20 protein-coding genes are annotated in these 21,854 nt (G+C 42.6%); 5 read left to right on the top strand and 15 right to left on the bottom strand.

Annotated elements, in window-relative coordinates:
* Positions 1–22: 22 nt before the first annotated feature.
* From ftsX to hpf, 7 genes are all read right to left on the bottom strand, one after another.
* Complete coding sequence (ftsX, locus tag NFU07_RS04040) at positions 23–907, bottom strand: permease-like cell division protein FtsX (RefSeq protein ID WP_251475089.1); 885 nt, start codon at positions 905–907, stop codon at positions 23–25.
* Positions 897–1,583, bottom strand: a complete 687-nt coding sequence (gene ftsE, locus NFU07_RS04045) for a cell division ATP-binding protein FtsE (RefSeq protein WP_251475090.1) — start codon at positions 1,581–1,583, stop codon at positions 897–899. The genes ftsX and ftsE overlap by 11 nt, the downstream gene beginning before the upstream one ends.
* 274 nt (positions 1,584–1,857) lie before the next feature.
* A complete protein-coding gene (cccB, locus tag NFU07_RS04050) occupies positions 1,858–2,199 on the bottom strand; it encodes a cytochrome c551 (protein ID WP_235196790.1) in 342 nt (113 codons plus the stop codon).
* 48 nt (positions 2,200–2,247) lie between these two features.
* Positions 2,248–3,120 carry a YitT family protein gene (locus NFU07_RS04055; RefSeq protein WP_235196791.1) on the bottom strand — a complete coding sequence of 291 codons (873 nt, stop codon included), beginning with the start codon at positions 3,118–3,120 and terminating at the stop codon, positions 2,248–2,250.
* Between the two features lie 190 nt (positions 3,121–3,310).
* Positions 3,311–4,412, bottom strand: a protein-coding gene (gene prfB, locus NFU07_RS04060) for a peptide chain release factor 2 (protein ID WP_251477092.1) whose coding sequence is annotated in 2 segments (ribosomal slippage) — positions 3,311–4,339 and positions 4,341–4,412 — 1,101 coding nt in all. Because the reading frame shifts where the segments join, the coding sequence is not laid out codon by codon here.
* A 109-nt stretch (positions 4,413–4,521) separates the two neighbouring features.
* Positions 4,522–7,038: a preprotein translocase subunit SecA gene (gene secA, locus NFU07_RS04065; RefSeq protein WP_251475092.1), complete on the bottom strand. Its 2,517-nt coding sequence runs from the start codon at positions 7,036–7,038 to the stop codon at positions 4,522–4,524.
* Positions 7,039–7,314: 276 nt separating this feature from the next.
* The gene (gene hpf / locus NFU07_RS04070; protein ID WP_251475094.1) at positions 7,315–7,896 is read right to left on the bottom strand and encodes a ribosome hibernation-promoting factor, HPF/YfiA family; all 582 of its coding nucleotides are present in this window, start codon (positions 7,894–7,896) and stop codon (positions 7,315–7,317) included.
* A gap of 126 nt (positions 7,897–8,022) precedes the next feature.
* Between hpf and NFU07_RS04075 the strand changes: the two genes are divergently transcribed.
* Positions 8,023–8,727, top strand: coding sequence for an SDR family NAD(P)-dependent oxidoreductase (locus NFU07_RS04075; RefSeq protein WP_251475097.1), 705 nt, complete (start codon positions 8,023–8,025; stop codon positions 8,725–8,727).
* 38 nt (positions 8,728–8,765) lie between these two features.
* Here NFU07_RS04075 and NFU07_RS04080 read toward each other — a convergent pair whose 3' ends face one another.
* From NFU07_RS04080 to NFU07_RS04110, 7 genes are all read right to left on the bottom strand, one after another.
* Positions 8,766–9,107: a PilZ domain-containing protein gene (locus NFU07_RS04080; RefSeq protein WP_251475100.1), complete on the bottom strand. Its 342-nt coding sequence runs from the start codon at positions 9,105–9,107 to the stop codon at positions 8,766–8,768.
* A 32-nt stretch (positions 9,108–9,139) separates the two neighbouring features.
* Entirely contained in the window at positions 9,140–9,739 is a 600-nt protein-coding gene (locus tag NFU07_RS04085; protein ID WP_251475103.1) for a ComF family protein, read from the bottom strand.
* A 56-nt stretch (positions 9,740–9,795) separates the two neighbouring features.
* Positions 9,796–11,121 carry an ATP-dependent helicase ComFA gene (locus NFU07_RS04090; protein ID WP_251475106.1) on the bottom strand — a complete coding sequence of 442 codons (1,326 nt, stop codon included), beginning with the start codon at positions 11,119–11,121 and terminating at the stop codon, positions 9,796–9,798.
* 37 nt (positions 11,122–11,158) lie between these two features.
* Complete coding sequence (locus tag NFU07_RS04095; RefSeq protein WP_251475109.1) at positions 11,159–11,995, bottom strand: DegV family protein; 837 nt, start codon at positions 11,993–11,995, stop codon at positions 11,159–11,161.
* A 142-nt stretch (positions 11,996–12,137) separates the two neighbouring features.
* Positions 12,138–13,307, bottom strand: coding sequence for a nuclear transport factor 2 family protein (locus NFU07_RS04100; protein ID WP_251475112.1), 1,170 nt, complete (start codon positions 13,305–13,307; stop codon positions 12,138–12,140).
* 44 nt (positions 13,308–13,351) lie between these two features.
* Entirely contained in the window at positions 13,352–14,026 is a 675-nt protein-coding gene (locus NFU07_RS04105) for a response regulator (RefSeq protein ID WP_052650931.1), read from the bottom strand.
* A gap of 27 nt (positions 14,027–14,053) precedes the next feature.
* The gene (locus NFU07_RS04110; RefSeq protein WP_251475115.1) at positions 14,054–15,199 is read right to left on the bottom strand and encodes a sensor histidine kinase; all 1,146 of its coding nucleotides are present in this window, start codon (positions 15,197–15,199) and stop codon (positions 14,054–14,056) included.
* Positions 15,200–15,358: 159 nt separating this feature from the next.
* Between NFU07_RS04110 and NFU07_RS04115 the strand changes: the two genes are divergently transcribed.
* Complete coding sequence (locus NFU07_RS04115) at positions 15,359–15,994, top strand: YigZ family protein (protein ID WP_251475118.1); 636 nt, start codon at positions 15,359–15,361, stop codon at positions 15,992–15,994.
* A gap of 160 nt (positions 15,995–16,154) precedes the next feature.
* A complete protein-coding gene (locus NFU07_RS04120) occupies positions 16,155–17,201 on the top strand; it encodes an LCP family protein (RefSeq protein WP_251475121.1) in 1,047 nt (348 codons plus the stop codon).
* Between the two features lie 75 nt (positions 17,202–17,276).
* Here the strand turns inward: NFU07_RS04120 and NFU07_RS04125 are convergent, their stop codons facing one another.
* On the bottom strand, positions 17,277–18,353 hold the full coding sequence (locus NFU07_RS04125) for a glycosyltransferase family 4 protein (RefSeq protein WP_251475124.1): 1,077 nt from the start codon (positions 18,351–18,353) through the stop codon (positions 17,277–17,279).
* Between the two features lie 218 nt (positions 18,354–18,571).
* Between NFU07_RS04125 and secA2 the strand changes: the two genes are divergently transcribed.
* Together secA2 and NFU07_RS04135 are read left to right on the top strand one after the other, a co-directional pair.
* Positions 18,572–20,938 (top strand): accessory Sec system translocase SecA2, encoded by a 2,367-nt coding sequence (secA2, locus tag NFU07_RS04130; RefSeq protein WP_251475127.1) that lies wholly within the window; start codon positions 18,572–18,574, stop codon positions 20,936–20,938.
* Positions 20,935–21,831 carry an accessory Sec system S-layer assembly protein gene (locus NFU07_RS04135; protein ID WP_251475130.1) on the top strand — a complete coding sequence of 299 codons (897 nt, stop codon included), beginning with the start codon at positions 20,935–20,937 and terminating at the stop codon, positions 21,829–21,831. Before secA2 ends, NFU07_RS04135 begins: the two co-directional genes overlap by 4 nt.
* Positions 21,832–21,854: the final 23 nt, after the last annotated feature.

Below are 21,854 nucleotides of genomic sequence, written 5' to 3' on the forward strand. Positions count from 1 at the left end.
TTTACGTTCTTTTCTCTCTGTCTTAAACACGCAAGAATTTACGTATTGACATAAAGCTTCCCCAGATTCCTATAAATATGCCCATCAATAAGATTAATGCGCTCACTTGATAGATGAATGGAGAGAATTCCAATAGCTGGAATATTTCGTTTTTCAATCTTGGTTCTGCATAAACAGTAACGTTATAGTACAACGCAGCAACCAGGCCAATCGGAATAATCGATCCTAATAACCCTAGCCACATACCTTCTAAAATGAATGGGATTCGTACAAACCAGTTAGTCGCACCCACTAATTTCATAATTTCGATTTCATGGCGTCTTGCAACGATCGTGATTCGGATTGTATTGGAGATCAAGAACATTGCTGTGAACAACAATGCAAGAATTAATACTAGACCAACATTGCGGCCAGTATTCAAGACATTGAATAGTTTCTCAATCTTACCTGCTCCAAATTCCACTTTTTCGATTAGTTCAATCTTAGAAATTTCACCTGCGACTTTTTCAGTCTGCTGTGGATCAATTGACTTCACATAAAAAACATCAAATAGAGGATTGTTTTGTTCGTAAAGGCTAAAATCATCTCCAAAGTTAAGGATGAGGTCTGTCAATTCTTCTTCTTTAGGAGAGAATTCTACCGATTCAACCCCTGGCAAAACACTGATTTCATTTTCTAGCCGATCAATATCTTCTTGACCGGTCTCTAATGCGATAAATACTTTCATTTCTACGTCGTTTTCTACATCATCCGCTATTTTGTTCAAGTTCATCATGATCAAAACAAAAACACCGACAAGCAGTAACGTAACTGTTACAGCACTTACTGATGCAAAGGTCATCCAGCCATTCCGACCAAGGCTTTTTAAGCTTTCACGAAAATGGCGTCCTAATGTTCTAGCCTTCATAGCCGTAATCACCTCCGGCTACGTCTCTGACGATCAATCCGCCTTCAATGGCGATAACGCGGTGTCTCATTGAGTTAACGATTTCCCGGTTATGGGTCGCCATCAAGATTGTTGTACCGCTTTTATTGATCTGTTCAAATAATCTCATGATATCCCATGAAGTTTCAGGATCTAAATTTCCAGTAGGCTCATCTGCAATAACCACTTTCGGTTTATTGACGATTGAACGCGCGATTGACACCCGCTGCTGCTCCCCACCCGATAATTCTGTTGGAAACATTCGTGCTTTATGTTTTAAACCTACTAAATCCAAGACTTTTAATACACGCTTGCGAATCTCTTCCGGTTTTTCTTCTATTACTTCTAGCGCAAACGCTACGTTTTCGTATACGTTCAATTTAGGAAGCAATTTAAAATCCTGGAAGACGACGCCGATCTGGCGGCGAAGCAACGGTACTTTCGAGTTCTTTAATGTAGCAATATCAATGCCGTCTACGAACATTTGGCCAGAGGTTGGACGTTCTTCCCGATACATCATCTTGATAAATGTCGATTTCCCCGCTCCACTCGGACCTACTACATATACGAATTCACCTTGGTCGATCTCAACGTTCATTCCGTTAAGTGCCACAATGCCGTTCGGATACTTTTTGTAGACATTTCTCATTTGAATCATTTACTAACCACCTATATATATTAAGAGTTTCCCTAAACCTTAAGTTCACCTGAAAATTTCTAGCAGACTCATTATAACACCTTAAACCTCTTTTTTTATTACATTTATGTATCAATTAAAATTCAATATGAAATATTTTATGGTTTAATAGTAATGCCTTTTTCAAGAATTACACATCAAAATAGTATCATTTTACTTAATTTTATTGCATTTTTGCATTGAAAGATATTTGTGACATTTTTGTGAAATAGAAAAAACCGGCTTTTCAGCCGGTTCATTTCTTCTCTGATAACCATTTTGCAACTGCATCTGCTTCTTCGCCTTCAATGATATCCGGTGGCATAGCACCTTGGCCGTTATCGATAACTCCACGAATTTCTTCTTCTGATAACCGTGCACCGACGTCATTCAAAGCCGGGAAATTGCCTGCGCCTTCCAAGTTTTCACCATGGCAAGAGATGCAATTTTGTTGTACAACTTGCTCGGGATCCACTGAAGATTCTTCTGAGCTGCCGCTGTCTGGCGTTTCTGCTGGCTCACTTGATTCTTCTCCTCCGCCGCAAGCACCAAGAACCAGTGCTGAACCAAATAATAAAGCCATTAATTGCTTTTTCATACTGGGTACCTCCTCGCTATTTTACCTACCTACTAGAGTATACCAAAGTTATGCCCGTTTGAAACCTTCTCCAAGAACCTCTGCAGCATCTGACACGATAACAAAAGCTGTCGGATCAATAATTTTCACCAAGTTCTTTAGGCGCGTAAACTCCGTCTGATGGACAACGACCATGATCATCGGCTTTTCTGCTTCCGTATATCCTCCAGTAGCCGATAACTTTGTAACGCCGCGATCGATTTCTTCATAAATAGCGTCTCGGATTTCTGCCTGTTTATTCGTAATGATATAAACTAATTTCGATCTTCCAAATCCGACTTGGACTAAATCGATTGTCTTGGTTGTTACGTATAAGCCGATCAATGCATATAACCCTTTTTCAATATCGAAGACCAAAGCAGCCGCAAGCACGATCAGTCCATCAATTAACGCAACGCTTGTCCCGAGCGTCAAACCGGTATACTTTGTAATAATTTGAGCGGCTAAATCAGTTCCGCCTGTAGAAGCTTGTCCGCGAAAGACAATCCCCAGTCCTAGCCCTACCATGATTCCGCCAAACAAAGATCCGAGCAATGGATTCATCGTCCAAGGCTCCCATGATTCCGTCATGAAGACAACGAATGGAAGGAAGATGGTTCCCACCGCTGTTTTCAAACCAAAATTCTTGCCGAGCAAAATGACGCCGGCGATAAAAAGAGGAATATTAAATGCCCATTGCACAAAGGCCGGCTTCCAATCGAAAACACCTTTTAAAATGGTACTGATCCCGCTGACTCCCCCTGACGCCACTTCATTCGGCAGCAAGAATACATTAAAAGAAATTGCTACAATGGCCGATCCCAAAATGACACTGGCATATTCTAAAATTACACTAAGAATTGGATGCGGCTCTTTTCTATTTCGTTGATTTTTTTTACCCATTAAACTTTCCTCATTCCTACCTAATCTCGAGTTCAACCCTGTCAGAGTATAACAAAGCTCCAGCCAATTGTGAACTTCATCAAGGTAAAGAGAAAAACCTCCACTACGCATATGTTGCGTGGTGGAGGCTTCATTATAATTATGCTGGATTTTCTTTAAGTCGCAGTGATAAAAGGCGGCTCCGCTTTTCTTACTGCATTTTAGAACGCAGCAGTGAGTTGATGAAGCCATCGATATCGCCATCCATTACAGCTTGCAGGTTCCCGGTTTCGTAATTTGTACGGTGGTCTTTGACCATCGAATAAGGATGGAAAACGTATGAGCGAATCTGGCTGCCCCAGCCGATTTCTTTTTGTTCTCCGCGGATTTCAAGAAGCTGTGCTTCCTGCTCCTGGATTTTTAATGCGTAGAGTTTCGCTTTCAACATCTGCATCGCTTTTTCGCGGTTTTTGATTTGAGACCGTTCTTGTTGGCAAGTAACCACTGCCCCTGTCGGCAAGTGCGTGATTCGGACAGCAGAATCTGTCGTGTTGATGTGCTGCCCGCCTGCACCGCTTGCCCGGTACGTATCAATTTTCAAGTCTTCTGTACGGATATCGATTTCGATTTCCCCTGTGAATTCCGGCATGACTTCACATGAAACAAACGAAGTATGGCGGCGACCAGAAGAGTCAAATGGGGAAATGCGGACTAAACGATGAACGCCTTTTTCCGCTTTCAAATAGCCATACGCATTATGCCCTTTGATGCCTAAAGTCACCGATTTTACTCCTGCTTCATCTCCTGCCAAGTAATCAAGCGTTTCTACTTTAAATCCGCGTTTTTCAGCCCAGCGCGTGTACATGCGCAAAAGCATCGAACACCAATCTTGTGATTCGGTTCCGCCTGCACCTGGATGCAGTTCTAAAATGGCATTGTTTTTATCGTACGGTTCACTTAATAGCATCGTTAATTCGTAATCGCTTAATTCTTTTTTAAAGGTTTGCATTTCATCGCTGATTTCTTCGTGCAATTCTTCGTCGTTTTCTTCACGGAGCAATTCCAGCGTCATTTCCAAGTTTTCCTGTGTTTCCGTAAAACGGTGATACGTATTCACAATATCTTTCAATCCATTCAATTCAGAAATGACCGTTTGAGCCGATTCTTGGTTATTCCAAAAATTCGGATCCAACATCATTTCATCCAATTCCTGGATTCTGGCTTCTTTGTTTTCTAAGTCAAAGAGACCCCCTAAAGTCCGCCAATTTACTGGCTGATTTGTCAAGTTCGTTTCGGATGTCTGCTAATTCCATCATTATATGTTCCTCCTCAAAATAACACCGAAGAGCATTTGCTCTTCGGTCCTGTGGCTTGCTTATATTCAATCATTTAACTGCTCTTTATTGAATGAACGGTGCTTTTTTAAGCTGTTGCACCATGGCAGTTTTTGAACTTTTTACCGCTGCCGCATGGGCAAGGTTCATTGCGTCCGACAGCCATATCATTGCGGACTGGCGCTTTTTTCTTTTTCGGTGCCGGTCCGTCTTCTTTCGGGTTGACCGCTTGGCCTTTCGCCACTTCTTCGCGTTCAAGATTATTGCGGATTTCCGCTTTCATTGCATATTTCGCAACATCTTCTTCGATTGACAAGACCATTTCCTCGAACATCGCGAATCCTTCATTTTGGTATTCACGAAGCGGATCATTTTGGCCATATGCACGCAAGTGGATTCCTTGGCGCAATTGGTCCATTGCATCGATGTGATCGATCCATTTTGTATCGATTGAACGAAGCAATACAACTTTTTCAAATTCGCGCATGCGTTCAGAAGTCATTTCTTCTTCTTTTTCATCATAGCGTTTAATAACCTCCGCTTTGATGAAATCGATCAACTGCTCTTGTGTCTTCCCTTTTAAATCATCAACAGTAATGGTGTTTTCCGGCAATAAATTCGCTGAAGCCACATCTACTAGCGATTTGTAATTCCAATTTTCAGGGTTCTCTTCAGAAGTATGCGCATGGACCATACGTTCAATAGAGCTATCAAGCATGCGCTCTACTAATGCACGCATATTATCGGTTTCAAGAACTTCCATCCGTTCCTTGTAAATAATCTCACGTTGCTGGCGCAAAACGTCGTCATATTGAAGCAAACGTTTCCGTGCATCGAAGTTATTTCCTTCTACGCGTTTTTGAGCAGACTCGACTGAGCGGTTGACCATCTTAGACTGCAGCGGCTGTGAATCGTCCATTCCCAGTTTGCCCATCATATTGCGCATTGCGTCCGAACCGAAACGGCGCATCAAATCATCTTCTAATGAAAGATAGAACTGCGTAACACCCGGATCACCTTGACGCCCTGAACGGCCTCGAAGCTGGTTATCGATGCGCCGGGATTCATGGCGTTCCGTACCCAGAACTGCCAAACCGCCCGCTTCGATTACACCTTCACCCAGTTTAATATCAGTTCCGCGTCCAGCCATGTTCGTCGCAATCGTAACGGCGCCTTTTTGTCCGGCGTTTAAAATAATTTCCGCTTCGTGCGCATGGTTTTTCGCATTTAACACGGAATGCTTAATGCCTTTTTTCGAGAGGTAATCCGAAATGATTTCAGATGTTTCAATTGCTACTGTACCGACTAGCACAGGTTGGCCCTTTTCATGGCGTTCTGCAATATCTTCTGCAACCGCCTTATATTTACCGGCAATTGTCGCATAGATCAAATCGACTCTATCGTCACGGATGATCGGTTTATTTGTTGGAATCGCAATAACATTCATATTGTAGATATTGCGGAATTCCTCTTCTTCCGTTTTAGCCGTACCGGTCATACCAGAAAGTTTATCGTACATACGGAAAAAGTTCTGGAACGTAATTGTCGCCATGGTCATGGATTCATTTTGAACTTCCAAACCTTCTTTGGCTTCAATTGCCTGGTGCAATCCATCTGAATAGCGGCGCCCTTTCATCAAACGGCCCGTAAACTGATCGACAATCACTACTTCACCGTCTTGGACGACATAATCTACATCTTTATGCATGGTCACTTGCGCTTTTAACGATTGGTTGATCGCGTGATTCAAGCGTACATGGCGAATGTCGAATAAGTTATCGATATTAAAAGCTTTTTCCACTTTTTCAATGCCGTCTTCTGTCAACACAACGCCTTTAGTCGTTTCATCGTACGTATAATCGGTATCTTTGACCAGCATCCGGGAGAAAGCATTTGCTTGCATATACAATTGCGCCGCTTTCGCCGCCTGGCCGGAAATGATCAATGGTGTACGCGCTTCATCGATTAAAATGGAGTCGACTTCATCGATAACTGCAAAGTTTAATGGGCGCTGAACCATGTCTTCTTTGTAAAGCACCATGTTATCCCGCAGATAATCAAAACCAAGTTCATTATTCGTGCTATATGTGATATCCGCTTGATAAGCTTGGCGTTTTTCGTCTTTCGTCAAGCTATTTAAGTTTAATCCGACAGTCAGTCCCAACCACTCGAATAATTGACCCATTTCACCTGCATCGCGGCTCGCCAAATATTCGTTGACAGTTACTACATGAACGCCTTTTTTTGAAATGGCATTCAGGTAAACCGCCATGGTTGAAGTCAAAGTTTTACCTTCACCCGTTTTCATCTCAGAGATATTGCCTTCGTGAAGTGCTGCCGCCCCCATAATCTGAACACGGAATGGATACATGCCCAACACTCGTTTAGAAGCTTCCCGTATTGTTGCAAATGCTTCAGGCAATAAATCATCCAAGGATTCACCTTTGGCAGACCGTTCAATAAATAGTTCCGTTCTTGCTTTTAAAGCTTCATCTGATAAAGCCGCATATTCCGAAGCCAAGGCCTCGACCTGATCGGCAGTTTTTTCTAATCTTTTTAGGTCCCGTTTATTCGGGTCAAATACTTTATTTAATACTCCAAGCATCTATAACCGCTCCCTGCGTAGTGTCCGGCTATAACAAGTCCAGCCAGATCGCTTTTGCTTTAATATTCTCATTCCAATTGAATTAGTCCTTAATAACTAAAGTAATCAACATCGCTTAGTCCTTGGCAAAAATTCTCACTACTTATTTTAACACTGCAGGCAACCGCGTGCAAACTTCCTGTACAGTCTGTTAAACTACTAGAAACAGCAAAAAAATAGTTTTTTTCCCCAATATAAAAGAAAAGCCTCTCATAACGAGAGGCTTTCTGACTATTATTATGAGCTTGTTTCGATCAAACCATATGTGCCATCTTTCCGTTTGTAAACGATATTGGTTTCATTGGATTCGGCATCTGTAAAGACGAAGAAAGTATGCCCAAGCATGTTCATTTGCAATACAGCTTCCTCTTCATCCATAGGTTTCAGTTCAAATTGCTTTGTGCGGACGATTGTCAAATCTTCATCGTCTTCATCTGTATAAGAGTTTTCTGCGTCATTTGAAGTTTGAGTCACTTGTTCAGCTGCAGCGAACGCCATGCCCATCCCTTCACGGTCGCGGAATTTACGGTTGATTTTCGTTTTGTATTTTCGGATTTGGCGTTCAAGCTTTCCAATGATTAAATCTACTGCCGCATATAATTCATCGTGCCGTTCTTCTGCACGCAATACGAGATTTTTCATAGGGATTGTAATTTCCACTTTGGTTTGGCTGTGGTTAAGCGCTTTTAAATTAATCATCGCTGTCGCGTTTGTACCTTCCGGAAAGTATCTTTCGATCTTATCCACTTTCTTTTCGATGTACTCGCGAACTGCCGGAGTTACTTCGACATTGTCGGCCTTGATATTGTATTGAAGCATATGAACTCCTCCTTCTTTTGTGCTTACCTTTACATTTCTATATATCCCCTGAAGTTTCCTGCTTAAAACTAAAAAGTTTTAAGGAAGTTAAATTCAGGTAAAGTAAATCACAAGGAGATGAAGGCCATGTTTACAAATAAAACAGTAGTAGTGACCGGTGCTTCCCAAGGCATTGGCCGAAGTATTGCAGAACATTTTTTAGCGAAAGAGGCAAGGGTAATCGGACTGGATATCCAAGAAAGTGAGTTGCCGGGAATGGATTTCCGCAAATGCGATGTCGGGAATTTCAATGAAGTAATCCAAGTATTTTCAGACATCCATAAAGACTACGGGGCCATTCATATCCTGATCAATAATGCAGGCGTTTCAAAGTTCACCTCTATCTGGGAGATTGAAGAACAAGATTGGGATGAGCTCCTCAATACGAATTTAAAAAGTGTATTCATTTGCAGCCGCGAAGCTGCGCGTTATATGACGGAAGATATCCGTTCAATCGTCAATATGGCCTCTACACGGGCATTTATGTCAGAACCGAATACCGAGCTTTACTCCGCTTCAAAAGGCGGGATTTTTGCACTGACTCATTCATTGGCAGCTACTTTAAGTGAAAAAGGGATTCGGGTAAATTCGATTGCCCCCGGATGGATCCATACCGGGGAAGAAGAACTCCGGAAGGTTGACCACGAGCAGCATTGGAGCGGGCGCGTCGGCAAACCGGGTGACATTGCCCGTGCCTGCCTTTTCTTGTCCAATCCTGAAAATTCCTTTATTACCGGCGAATGCCTCAATATCGACGGTGGCATGACCAGAAAAATGATTTATGAACATTAAAATAAAACTGCCGGGCGTTTGTTAGGCGCCCGGCAGTTTTATTCAAATTCCAAATATGCTTTTAATTCATTGTTGATGAGCATTTCTTTGATCGGATCTTTGTGGAATTCCATGCCATACATCCAGCCTTCTGTCGTGCTTTCTTTCCATAAAAGGATGGCTTTTAAATAAATTTTTTCATGGTTTAAAGTGAACTCGACATCGATTTCTTCCTTAATCCCATCTAATTCCTTCTCTAAGAAGAATTTTCCGCCTCGCGGAGAGACATCAAGCAAAAGTCCATAATGCTCAGACGTTTCTCCCGGCTCATTTAAATGGATGATCAATTCTTGCGGATGGCCAAACGCATACCGATAATGTTCCTGTCTATTGTAAAACATTTGCATCCCTCCAAAATGTTTTTGAATTCCCTTTAACCGCGAATCAAGCAAAACAATTCGATTTCATCCGCACCTGCATCTTTTAAAACTTTTGCCGCATGGCGCATCGTAGTCCCTGTTGTATAGAGATCATCGACTAAAATAATCTTTTTCGGAACCGTTTCCCCATTCCACTGGAATAATGGAGCAGAGGCGATTCTTTCTGCTTTCGTTTTTTTTCCTTGGACATCTTCGTTCTTTAGCAATAAATGTTTGTACGGAAGCCTCGCTGACTCCAGCATCGAGTCCACTTGGGCAAAGGTCCGCTCTTTCAATTTTTTCGGATTCATGGGAATTGGAACAATCACAGCGTTCGATTTAGCTAATGCGTGCTGCACTTCTTTTGCAAAAACTTCGGATAGAATCACATCCTGCAAAAATTTATATTGATGGAAATAATTCTGCATCGCATCATTGTATCGATATAAGCTTTGCCCTTTTATGATCAATCCAGCATACTCCGTCCGCTCCCAATACAGGCAATCTGCACAAACACCTTCCCCGGGCGCATCGCAATATAAACAAGTGCTGCCTGTGATGATTTCAAATTCCGCTTTGCATTTTATACAAACTGCTTCGTTTAAGTCATTCATAAACAAACTTCTCCATGTTGCCGGCACGGGCAGCTTCCTGCTGCATAGGAGGCAATTCATGAAATGGTCTTTCTATTATAAGCGATTATTGTATTTTTGGCTCTATCCATTTGCCTAGTTATTCCATTATGGAAAAAGACAACATCCCCTGTTGGAAAGTCGGCTGCCCTTCCCGCTCTTCCGGAAATTTGGATCAAAGCCGCTGCATCGAAAATTCCTTCATCAGCTCCGATAACCGCCACTTGAACATTCGGCACCGTAATGCCCCGCTCCAATATCGTGGATGTTACCAGTCCAGGAACTTTTCCTTGCCGCAAGCCCATCACCTTCTCTTTTCGATTGGGATCTTTGGAATGTACAGCTTCAATAGCAGAGTCCAATTGTTTAAATAAAGCGATGCTTTCTTCAATCAATTCAATCGTTGGGAAAAATAACAGAAATGGTTCTTGCCAGGAAAGCCTTAAACGAATCCAAGTTTCCAGCTTTTTAGGGATGCTGTTTTTTCTCAACCGCTTTTTATAGTTCCAAAGCGAATCGAACCTGGGTACCGGCAAAGGCTGGCCATGATATCGCCTAAAGATCTCTGAACGGCCCGGTGTCTCCTTGATTAACTGGGCAGACGGTGTGGCAGAAACGTAGACAACCGGCGCTTCGTGTTTTTTCGCTTTCATAACTGCTCTTTTTAAGGCCGGATCCATCGAATATGGAAAGGCGTCTGCTTCATCCACTATTATCAGATCAAATGCATTTTGAAAACGGAAAAGTTGATGGGTAGTGGCAATGACAATTTCAGCGAATCCTGCTTCAGCCGGCGAACCGCCGTAAAGCGTATGGATGACGGTATCCGGAAAGACCGCGCGAATACGCGGAGACAATTCAAGGACAACATCTGTCCTCGGAGCTGCAATGCAAACCCGTTTGCCTGTCTTAAGGGCTTCATAGAGAGGAGCGAAAAGCACTTCTGTTTTTCCGGCGCCGCATACCGCGTAGATAAGGTGAGATCGGTTGATTTGAAGACTTTCAATCACTTGCTGGGAAGCTAAATTTTGTGAAGGAGTTAGGTGTCCACTCCATTGAAACGAGTGGGTTTTCAGGGGTCTAGGAGATGGGGTCGTCCAAGTAATCAGCTCCGTACAAGAACTGATACGGCCCATTTTGAGGCAGTGGCGGCAATACAAACAGGCGCCTTCGCATTTTTCACAATAAAAAGAAGTCAGGTTTACCGATTTTTCTAAGCATCTGCTGCATTCCTGTTTATCAGTAATGCCTGAAATGCGTGTTATAAACCCTTGTGAAATGGCTTGATCGATTTCAATTTGGGAAAATGGCGTGAATTCTTTCAGCCAAACTTTACCGGTTAAAAAGTCTTCTACTTCTTTCATAAATTGCCCCCTTTTTTTAAAAAAGGACCTTGGCCGGTTATTTTCTTACCCAGCCAAGCCCCATTGAGCCTTCTCCTAAATGTGTTCCAATAACAGGACCGAAATAGGAAATAACGAATTCTACTTCCGGGTACTTCTCGTGCAATTCCTCGTACCATTTCTGTGCATCTTCCGGACGGTTGGCATGGATAATAGCCGCTTTAAGAGGCACTCCAGCTTCCACGTCTTCACCGAGCATATCTTCGATTCGCTTCATCGCTTTTTTCCGCGTCCGGATTTTTTCAAACGGTACGATTAATTTGTCCTGAAAATGCAATAGCGGCTTAATTTGCAGCAGACCGCCAACGATGGCTTGCGCATTTGAAAGCCTTCCGCCTCTTCGCAAATGATTAAGGTCTTCTACCATAAAATAAGCACGCATCGTCTTTTTCATTTCTTCCAATGCCTGAATGATTGTTGCTCCGTCCGCTCCTGCTCGAGACAACTCAGCCGCTTTCAATGCATAGAAGCCTTGCATTGCACAGGAGATTTCTGTATCAAAAGCAAAAACTTCCACATCTTTGACTAGTTCATTGGCTTGTTGAGCCCCGTGGAAAGTTCCGCTGATGCCACTCGATAAATGGATAGAAACGATTTCATCGTATTCTTTTGCAAGTTCTTGATACTTCGTGACAAACTCACCAAGCGGCGGCTGTGAAGTTTTAGGTAATTCTTCTACCGCTTTCTTATAAAACTCATCCACATGCAGTTCTTCCTCTTCAGCCAACGATTCATTTCCAAAAGTCACTTGAAGCGGAACCATATGAATATTTTCAGCTTTGCGGATTTCTTCGGGTATGTATGCCGTACTGTCTGTTACTATCGCTGTTCTCATACTAATCAGCCTCCATTGCCAGTTTACCAAATAATGCATTAAAAATAACCCTTAAGTTAAACTAAATATTTTTGCGATCTGCGCTAAGTTCAGAAACTTTCAGCCAAAAAATAAAAACTTCCCGAAATTTCCGGGAAGCTTATTATTGGTTTCCGATAAAATGCAGGCTAGTAACTTTCCAAGCGCCATCTTCATTTTTAAAGACTACCACTTGCCGTCCTGATTGCTTTGCAGATTTATCCGAATTCGGTTCTGCCATCGTCACTTCGATCTGAGCATAAACTTCTGCCCGGTTCTCTTCATATTCAACAATGGTTTCATTGCTTGGCTTATAGGTTGTATCAAAATTTGTAAAAGCTTCTGTCAACGCGGCGCGATCTTCTTCTCTATCAAAACCGTCCGGTTCCTTTGCAATCACTTCCATATACCGATCGACATCTTCCGCATTAAAAGCATCGATGTATTCTTGATAGGCAGCTAAAATCTTTTCTGCTTCGGCTTCTGGAACTTCGGCAGCTTCCGCTTCGCCTTTATCATTCAAGGTAAATCCGACTTCTTCCTTTTCTTCACCTTCTACATCTTCCACGCCATGGTCCACAGCATTGTTTTCATTTGATACATTTCCATCATCTGCTGTATTGCTGTTTACTGAAGGCTCTTCAGAATCGGAACAAGCAGCAAGCAATAAAGCCACACTTGCGGCCAAAATCATCTTTTTCATCATACATTCCTCCTGCGCTTCATTTTGCCATACGCACGAATAGAATACAATGAAGAAACTGTGTCGAATGAGAAAAGCGGAAACAGCCGTATAAGTTCGACGGGCATAAGACGAATTGCCGAAGCGGCGGTCTTTGCCGCACAGGCGATGCGGCTTATGACCTGAGAACTTGGCTGTTGGAGTCTGGACACAGAAAAGCGGAGCCGCCTTGCGAGCCGCGACCAGCGCTGGAAGCCTTTTCGGAAATGGCGGTCTTTGCCATTGCAGATAAGGCTGAAGCGACCTCGAGCGGCTAGGCGGCGGAGCTGGACATGGAAAAGCGGAAACAGCCGTATAAGTTCGACGGGCATAAGACGAATTGCCGAAGCGGCGGTCTTTGCCGCACAGGCGATGCGGCTTATGACCTGAGAACTTGGCTGTTGGAGTCTGGACACAGAAAAGCGGAGCCGCCTTGCGAGCCGCGACCAGCGCTGGAAGCCTTTTCGGAAATGGCGGTCTTTGCCATTGCAGATAAGGCTGAAGCGACCTCGAGCGGCTAGGCGGCGGAGCTGGACACGGAAAAGCGGAAACAGCCGTATCAGACTGGACCAAAAGAAAAAACCCGCATCATAGCTGCGGGTTTATCATATTTTCAGTTAGCGTACTTCAACCCAGCCATTTTTAATGGCGGTAACGACGGCTTGTGTACGGTCATTTACTTGCATTTTCTGAAGAATGCTGGAAACGTGGTTTTTCACAGTTTTCTCAGAAATAAATAGGGTTTCGCCAATTACACGGTTGCTTTGTCCATCTGTCAATAATTGCAAGACTTCACTTTCACGCTTCGTCAATAGATGATACGGACGGCGAATTTCTGTTTGATGGAACGAACCTTTGTTTTCACGCTCGCTCAAGCGACGGAATTCCATCACCAAATTGCGTGTTACTTTCGGGTGCAAATAAGATCCGCCTTTTGCCACAACTTTAATGGCTTGAATAATCGCCTCTGCATCCATTTCCTTCAGCATATAGCCAAGAGCACCTGTCTTTAATGCATGCGTAACGTAAGACTCATCATCGTGAATTGACAGCATAATGACTTTCGCATCAGGGAAATTCTCGATCAACTCGCCTGTTGCCTCTACCCCATTTTTTTGTGGCATATTGATATCCATCAAGACCACATCGGGTTTATATTCTTCATACAATTTGACGACTTCTGTTCCATCTCCACCTTCTGCTACAACTTCAAACGAATCTTCAAAATCAAGAATCCGCTTAACGCCTTCACGGAAGAGTTGGTGATCGTCGATAATAATAATTTTTGTCATTATGTTGTCCTCCTCGAATACCGTATCTTAACTGTCTAGTGTTAATGGAATAATAAACATCAGTACTGTACCATTGCCAGGTGAAGAATTGATGATAAAATCCCCATTTATCAATTCGATCCGCTCTTTCATGCCCATCAATCCAAATGACTGGCTCTTTACGATGCTTTTATCGAATCCGGAACCATTGTCTTTTACGATGATGGTCACTTGTTTTTCCAGCCATTCCACATTGACTTCAATTTCTGAAGCTTTCCCGTGACGAACCGCATTGGTAATCGCTTCTTGAACCAATCGGAAAATAGCCGTTTCGTAATTGCTCGGAAGCCGCACTTCCTTTCCTGTTGACTGGAAATTCATACGTGTTCCTTTGTTATACTCTTCAGTGGTATCAATATACTTTTTTAATGTAGGAACTAATCCCAAATCATCTAAAGCCATCGGGCGAAGATCATAAATGATTCGCCTTACTTCAGTTAGGGCATCCCTTACCATTTCTTTTAATGAGGTAATTTCCTGGAATGCCAGTTCCGGCCCTTTTTCACGAAATGTCCTGTCAATCAAATCTGAACGCAAAAGCACATTTGCCATCATCTGAGCTGGCCCGTCATGGATTTCCCGTGACAAGCGCTTTCGCTCTTCTTCTTGCGCTTCGATGATCCGAAGGCTATAATCTTGCTTTAGCTTTACACTGTCTTGTGCTTCATCAACTTTTTCATGATCTGAAGTTAGATAATTCATCGTAACGTTCAAACGGTTGACCAGATATTCAGCTCGCTCAATTGTCTGAAGGAGGGACTGCAGGCGCCGCTGCAAGCTATCGCGTTTTTGGCGATACTGTTTTTCTTCAGAACGATTGATTGACAACTTGACTTGAAGTTCATTAGCCTGTTCGTAAGCTTGCCTGACTTGGCTTTCTGTGAATGAGTTAAAGAATTGAGAAACTTCGGCAAGCCTCCTGCGAGCAGCTCGGGTCTTTTCTTCCAAAAGATCTCCCGTCTTTATCACACGTGCAATATTCGATCGCACTTCTTCAAGTTCATTTTTCATATCTTCATAACTTTGGCGACTTTGTTCACTGATGACGAAAATATCCTGTTTGGAACGTTCCATTTTTTCCATCACTTCATCAAAAATGGAGTCTAATGCTTTCACATCGAATTTTTTAGCCATTCTAAAACCGCCTTAGCTATACTAAACTATACATAGAAGAAAATTACTTGCACCTTTATGCCTGCCACAGCTGTAATAAGTATATCACTTTATAAGCAAGGCCATGTTAAAAACACATTACAAATTATCTGATTACATTTTACACCAGGAGGCTCTAAAATGCGAGAAAATTACAAAACTATCGGGAATGGAAAAGAAACGGAAATTATCATACAAAAGTCACGTTTTATAGCTCATGCAAAAAGAGCAGAAACTGAAAAAGAAGCTTTGGAATTCATTGATTCCATCAAAGCAAAACATAAAAACGCTAACCATAATTGTTCAGCATACATGATCGGTGAACACGATTCAATCCAGAAGGCAAATGATGACGGTGAACCAAGCGGCACTGCAGGTGTTCCAATGCTGGAAGTTTTAAAAAAACAAGGCTTGAAAGATACGGTCGTTGTCGTCACCCGCTATTTCGGCGGCATAAAACTCGGCGGAGGCGGATTGATCCGAGCGTATGGAAAAGCGACAACAGAAGCAATTGCCGCATCCGGAGTCGTTGAACGACGGCTTCATTGCTTAATGAACGTCCATGTAGACTATACATGGTTAGGAAAAATGGAAAATGAAATTCGCCAATCCGAATTTCCTTTAAAGGAAATTCTATACACTGAAGGAGTCGAATTATTGGTCTACGTTCCGGTCGAACAAGAAAGCAAATTTATCGATTGGGTCAACGAAATGACGAATGGACAGGCGATTATCACGTGCCTGGAAAAAGAATTTCTTGAATTCAAAATATCCTAATCTTTTTTCGTTTACGTATCTTTCAACTCGCTGTATAATAGGTTGAATCAGAGAATGCATGCAACTTAGACTATTGTCATGCGTCTACTATCATAGTAAGATTGGATCGACCCGAATTGAATACTCGGTTAGCCCATTCCTAATTAGAGGAGTTATAACCATGAACCGTAAAAGTTATCGCAAGTCGAAATCGAGCAAAAAACGGACAGCGATTAAAATAATCGTGACATTGGCCTTATCTTTGCTCATATGTGGATCCGCATTCGGTATTTACCTCGTCAAGAAAGCCGAAAATGCGGCGGATAGAGCTTTTGAAACCGCCGGCGACCGTGAAATGTCTGATTTAAGGGAAGAACAAGTCGAACCGCTGCATGATAATATATCGATTCTTTTTATCGGTGTAGATGACAGCGAAGCGCGAGATCAAGACGACCACAATATCCGTTCGGATGCTTTAGTTCTGGCCACTTTAAACAATGAAGACAAATCGATTAAACTCGTCAGCATTCCGCGCGACACATACACTTATATTCCGGATGCTGGACATGAAGACAAAATCACCCATGCTTATGCACTTGAAGGACCGAGTTCCACAATTGAAAGTGTAGAAGAGTTATTGGAAGTTCCAGTCGATTATTATGTTCGCATGGATTTCCAGGCATTTATCGAAGTTGTTGATTCGTTAGGTGGAATCGAAGCAGAAGTACCTTATGATTTAGAAGAAAAAGATGAAAATGATATACACGGTGCAATCGTTCTTAAAGAAGGATTACAAGAATTGAACGGCAGCGAAGCTCTTGCTCTTGCAAGAACCCGCCATTACGACAATGACATCGAGCGCGGCAAGCGCCAGCAGATGTTGATCGAAAGCATCATGGACAAAGCTTTATCAGCAACTTCCATTACAAAATATGGATCCGTTATTGATGCAATTGGCGACAATATGCGCACGAACCTAACTTTCAGAGATATGCAGTCATTTTTCGAATATGCGAAAAACGGGAAACCGGATATCGATACTTTATCCTTAGAAGGATACGATGATATGTCAACTGGAATCTATTATTGGCAGTTGGATGACGAATCCCTTCTTGAAGTCCAAGATATTCTTCAAAGCCATTTAGGATTAAAACCAGATACATCGAGTTTATCCGACAACAGTGACACTAATCTAGCTGAACGTACGAATGTTGAAGAAGGTTATTGACCGCAGCTGAGCTGCGGTTTTTCTTTTGGAAGAAAATAATAAAGGCGCGATAGCAATTTGCTATCGCGCCTTTATTTATTTTCCGATGAATTTCACTAAATTGATCAGCGGTCGGTAATTCTTCCCTGCCAATCCAACTACTTCGACAAACAATTCAATGGCAATCAACATCACGCTGAGCAGCAGGATGCCTCCCCATAATGTAGCTTGAGAGAACAATAAAGCTGCTAAACCGAATAATGCGGCTATGCCATAGATAATCAATACAGTCTGCCGGTGCGAGAACCCGATATTCAATAAGCAATGATGCAAATGTGATTTATCTGCGGCTGAAATCGATTGTTTCTCGCGTACTCGGCGGACAATCGCAAAGAATGTATCTGAGATTGGGACGCCAAGCATGATGATCGGGATGATCAAAGCGACTACTGTTACGTTTTTAAAGCCCATTAATGCTAATACGGAAATCATGAAGCCGAGGAATAAGGCTCCGGTATCACCCATGAATATCTTCGCAGGATGGAAGTTATAGAAAAGGAAGCCGATTGAACTGGCAGCTAAAATTGCAGCCAACGACATAACAAATGGGTCACCCATGATGAAGGCCATAATTGCCAGTGTAATCAACGCAATGGTTGAAACTCCTGCTGCTAATCCATCAAGGCCATCAATCAAATTGATCGCATTTGTTATACCCACGATCCAAAGAATCGTCAACGGAATACTGAAATAACCAAAATCCAACTCTCCACCGAATGGCAAGTTGATGAAAGATATTTCAAGTCCCCCACCCACTACAACGATGGCAGCTGCAGCCAATTGGCCCAAGAGCTTCGCTTTTGCAGTGATTTCGAACATATCATCCAATACGCCGGTAACAGTGATTATAACTGCACCGATTAAAATGGCTGTTGAAATCGAGATAAATGATGCGTCTACTGCATTTGAGACCGTTTCTTCCGGCCGCAAAATAAAGTAACCGATGACAAACGAACCGAATATTGCTAATCCGCCGAGTCGCGGCATAATTCTCGCATGAACTTTTCTATAGTTAGGCCGATCGACTGCTCCTACGCGAAAGGCAATTCGCTTTACAATGGGAGTTAGTACGATTGAAGCGATAAATGCCAAAACCAAAGTAAGGTATAGCATGTCCTTCCTCCTTAAAACTTCTAATTCAACATACAAATCCAATTTCATTATAGCATGTCTCTACAGGAAATAAAGTATTTATGTATGTGCAATTGCTTCTCTGGTCTATAAGACGCCTGAAAATACAAAAGGTTTCACTTTTGTTAAGTGGAGTTTGTTGGTAAAGTTTGATAAAATAATCAAGTAGCAATGGATGTACATAAAGGAGACTATTATGCATGGCAACGTTATTCAAGCGTTCTAATAAACCGAACTTAAGACAACTTAAAAAATACAAAAAGATTGTTGAAGAAATAAATCGCTTGGAAGAAAACTATCAAGCTATGAGCGATGAAGAATTAAAGAATATGACCGTTTCCTTCCGCGAACAATTAGCTGATGGAAAGAAAATCGAAAAGATTATTCCTGACGCATTTGCTGTAGTCCGTGAAGCGTCGAAGCGTGTTTTGAATATGCGCCATTTCGATGTGCAATTGCTTGGCGGGCTCGTACTGGCTGAAGGAAACATTGCCGAGATGCCTACTGGTGAAGGGAAAACTTTAGTCGCTTCCCTGCCCTCCTATACACGAGCGCTTGAAGGAAAAGGCGTCCATGTGATCACCGTCAATGATTACTTGGCGCAGCGGGATTTTGATCAAATCGGCCAAATTCATCGCTTCCTTGGATTGACTGTCGGCTTAAACCTTCCGTTAATGGATACAGACGAAAAGCAAACTGCCTATAAAGCCGATATTACTTATGGAGTCGGCACAGAATTCGGATTTGACTATTTGCGGGATAATATGGCGGGAACAAACGAAGATAAAGTGCAGCGCCCCTACCATTACGCAATCATTGATGAAGTCGACAGCGTATTGATCGATGAGGCTAAAACGCCTTTGATCGTTGCCGGAAAAGCAAAAGCAAGCGCAGAACTCCATCAAATAAGCGCACTTTTGGCTGCCCGTTTTAAAGAAGGCGTCGATTACGATTTTGATGCTGAAACGAAAGCAACTTCGTTGACTGATACAGGCATTGAAAAAGTGGAAAAAGCTTTTGGCGTCGATAATCTGTATGAATTGGAACATCAAACCTTATACCATTATGTAATTATGGCAGTTCGTGCGCATGTGATGTTCCAACGAGACGTCGATTATATCGTCAAAGACGATAAAATTATGCTTGTTGATATGTTCACTGGACGTACGATGGAAGGCCGGACTTTATCAGATGGCCTCCACCAAGCGATCGAAGCAAAAGAAAAAGTGGAAATTACAGACGAAAACAAAGCACAAGCGCAGATCACCATCCAAAACTACTTCCGCATGTACCCGATTCTTTCCGGCATGACGGGCACTGCAAAAACGCAGGAAAAAGAATTCATGGAAGTTTACGGCATGGAGGTCATCCAAGTGCCGACGAACAATCCACGGGCTCGGGTTGATTTGCCGGATCGCGTTTTCCAGACAGCTGATCAGAAATACAAAGAAGTCGCTCGCCAAGTAAGCGAACGCCATAAAACAGGCCAACCCGTCTTAGTTGGGACCACTTCCATTTTGCAATCTGAAATGGTCGCTGACTATTTAAAAGCTGAAAACCTTGAATTCCAATTGCTAAATGCTAAAAGTGTAGAGCAAGAAGTTCATTTGATTTCCCAAGCTGGGCAATTGAACCACATTACGGTTGCTACGAACATGGCTGGCCGCGGAACGGATATCGTGCTTGGTGAAGGCGTTGCTTCTATTGGCGGTCTTCATGTCATTGGTACAGAAAAACACGAAAGTCGCCGGATTGACAATCAATTGCGCGGACGCTCTGGCCGCCAAGGAGATCCAGGCTCGACGGAATTTATCATTTCCTTGGAAGACGATATGTTTAAACGTTTTGCAAAAGAAGAAACAGAAAAATTCATGAAGAAAATGACCACTGACAAAAATGGTGAAATTACAAATAAAGATGTACAAGAACTAACAGATCGCACTCAGCGCATTGTAGAAGGCTCTCATTTCTCTATGCGTGAATACAATTTAAAATTGGATGACGTGATCAATGAACAGCGGAAAATTGTATATGGTTTGCGCAACCGCGTTTTAGACGGCAATGAAAATACCCGCCTCTTAAAAGATATGGTTGCTGATGCTGCGGACTTCATCATTTCAGAATCGCTGCCGGAAGACCAAGATTATACAGCTGCCCATCTGCGCGATTTGGAACATTCGCTGCAGCAATTGCTCGGCCCGGAAGTGGGCCTCTCAGATAAATTGGACAAACGCAAAAAAGTGGATGCAGCTGTAAAACCGGCCTTAGATTCCGTCAATGAATTGATCGAAGCTTATGCGGACAATGAACGCGTAATGGCCACTATCCCATTTGTCATGAAATCTTATATCGACCAAATGTGGGTTAAACACTTAGAGAGCATGTCTCATTTAAAAGAAGGCATTGGTTTGCGTTCTTACCAACAAGAAGACCCGATGCGGATTTATCAGCGTGAAGGATTAGAACTCTTTGCAGGAAATTTCCAAAATCTCCGTTATTCAATCGCATCAGAATTACTGGGCTTTTTGCACATGCTTGAAAGCGAAGATAAGGAGGCAACGGAATGAGTATTTTTTCATTTTTTAATAAGACGACAAAAACCGGACTTGATTCCACTATTTCTTCAACTGAGGTCGTAGAAGGCAGTACTTCTCAGACAGACACCAAAGGCGATGTTCATACCTCGCTTTCCATTTCTCCTGACTGGAAGATCAGCAAAGAACAGGAATATGTATTGAAATTCTTGTCGAATGATTTACAACCGCTTAAAAAGGATCAATTGTCGCTGTCTGGCATTGATATTGAACTGGATAAAAGAACTGGAAACTGGAATGTCCAAGCATTCCTCCGTTCTTCTTTAGACCGTCCGATGACTTTAGGAAAAGCTGAACTTCTTCTATTAGATGGAGACAGCCAGGTACTTGCAGCACAAGAATTCGATTTATCGAAACTCGGCGCCATTCCGGCATTATCGAATCGCCCATGGGTATTCCAATTCGATAAAGAGAACCTCAAAACTCTTGAAGTGCCGGCTGAGAACTGGACTTTAGCATTTAATGTCCAGTCTCTAGTTCCCCACTCTTTAGATCTTGATCCTGCTTGGGAAGACGCCCTGCCTGAAGAACAAAAAAATGCGCTTAGCGCCATTGTGAAAGAATTGCCTGCCTTAAATCCGAGAGAAGTCAATATTACTGGATTCCAGTCAAAATTGACTCCTGAAGGTAATTTAGCCGCTTCTGTATTTATACGGAATGGGCATACCCAACATATCCAATTAGAGAAATTGCCGCTTGAAGTATTAGACGCAAATGGACAGCAGATTGTGTCCGGATCGTTCGAGCTTGATAAACTTGAAGTGAAAGCTAATACTTCAAAACCTTGGACGTTCATTTTCCCGAAAGACATGCTTCAAATTCAAGAACCTGATTTGTCTAGATGGACTGCTCGGGTCCCAAAATAGAACATAAGAAAAAGCTCAGCGCT

This window comes from Planococcus sp. NCCP-2050, from assembly GCF_023708025.1.
Lineage (GTDB): Bacteria > Bacillota > Bacilli > Bacillales_A > Planococcaceae > Planococcus.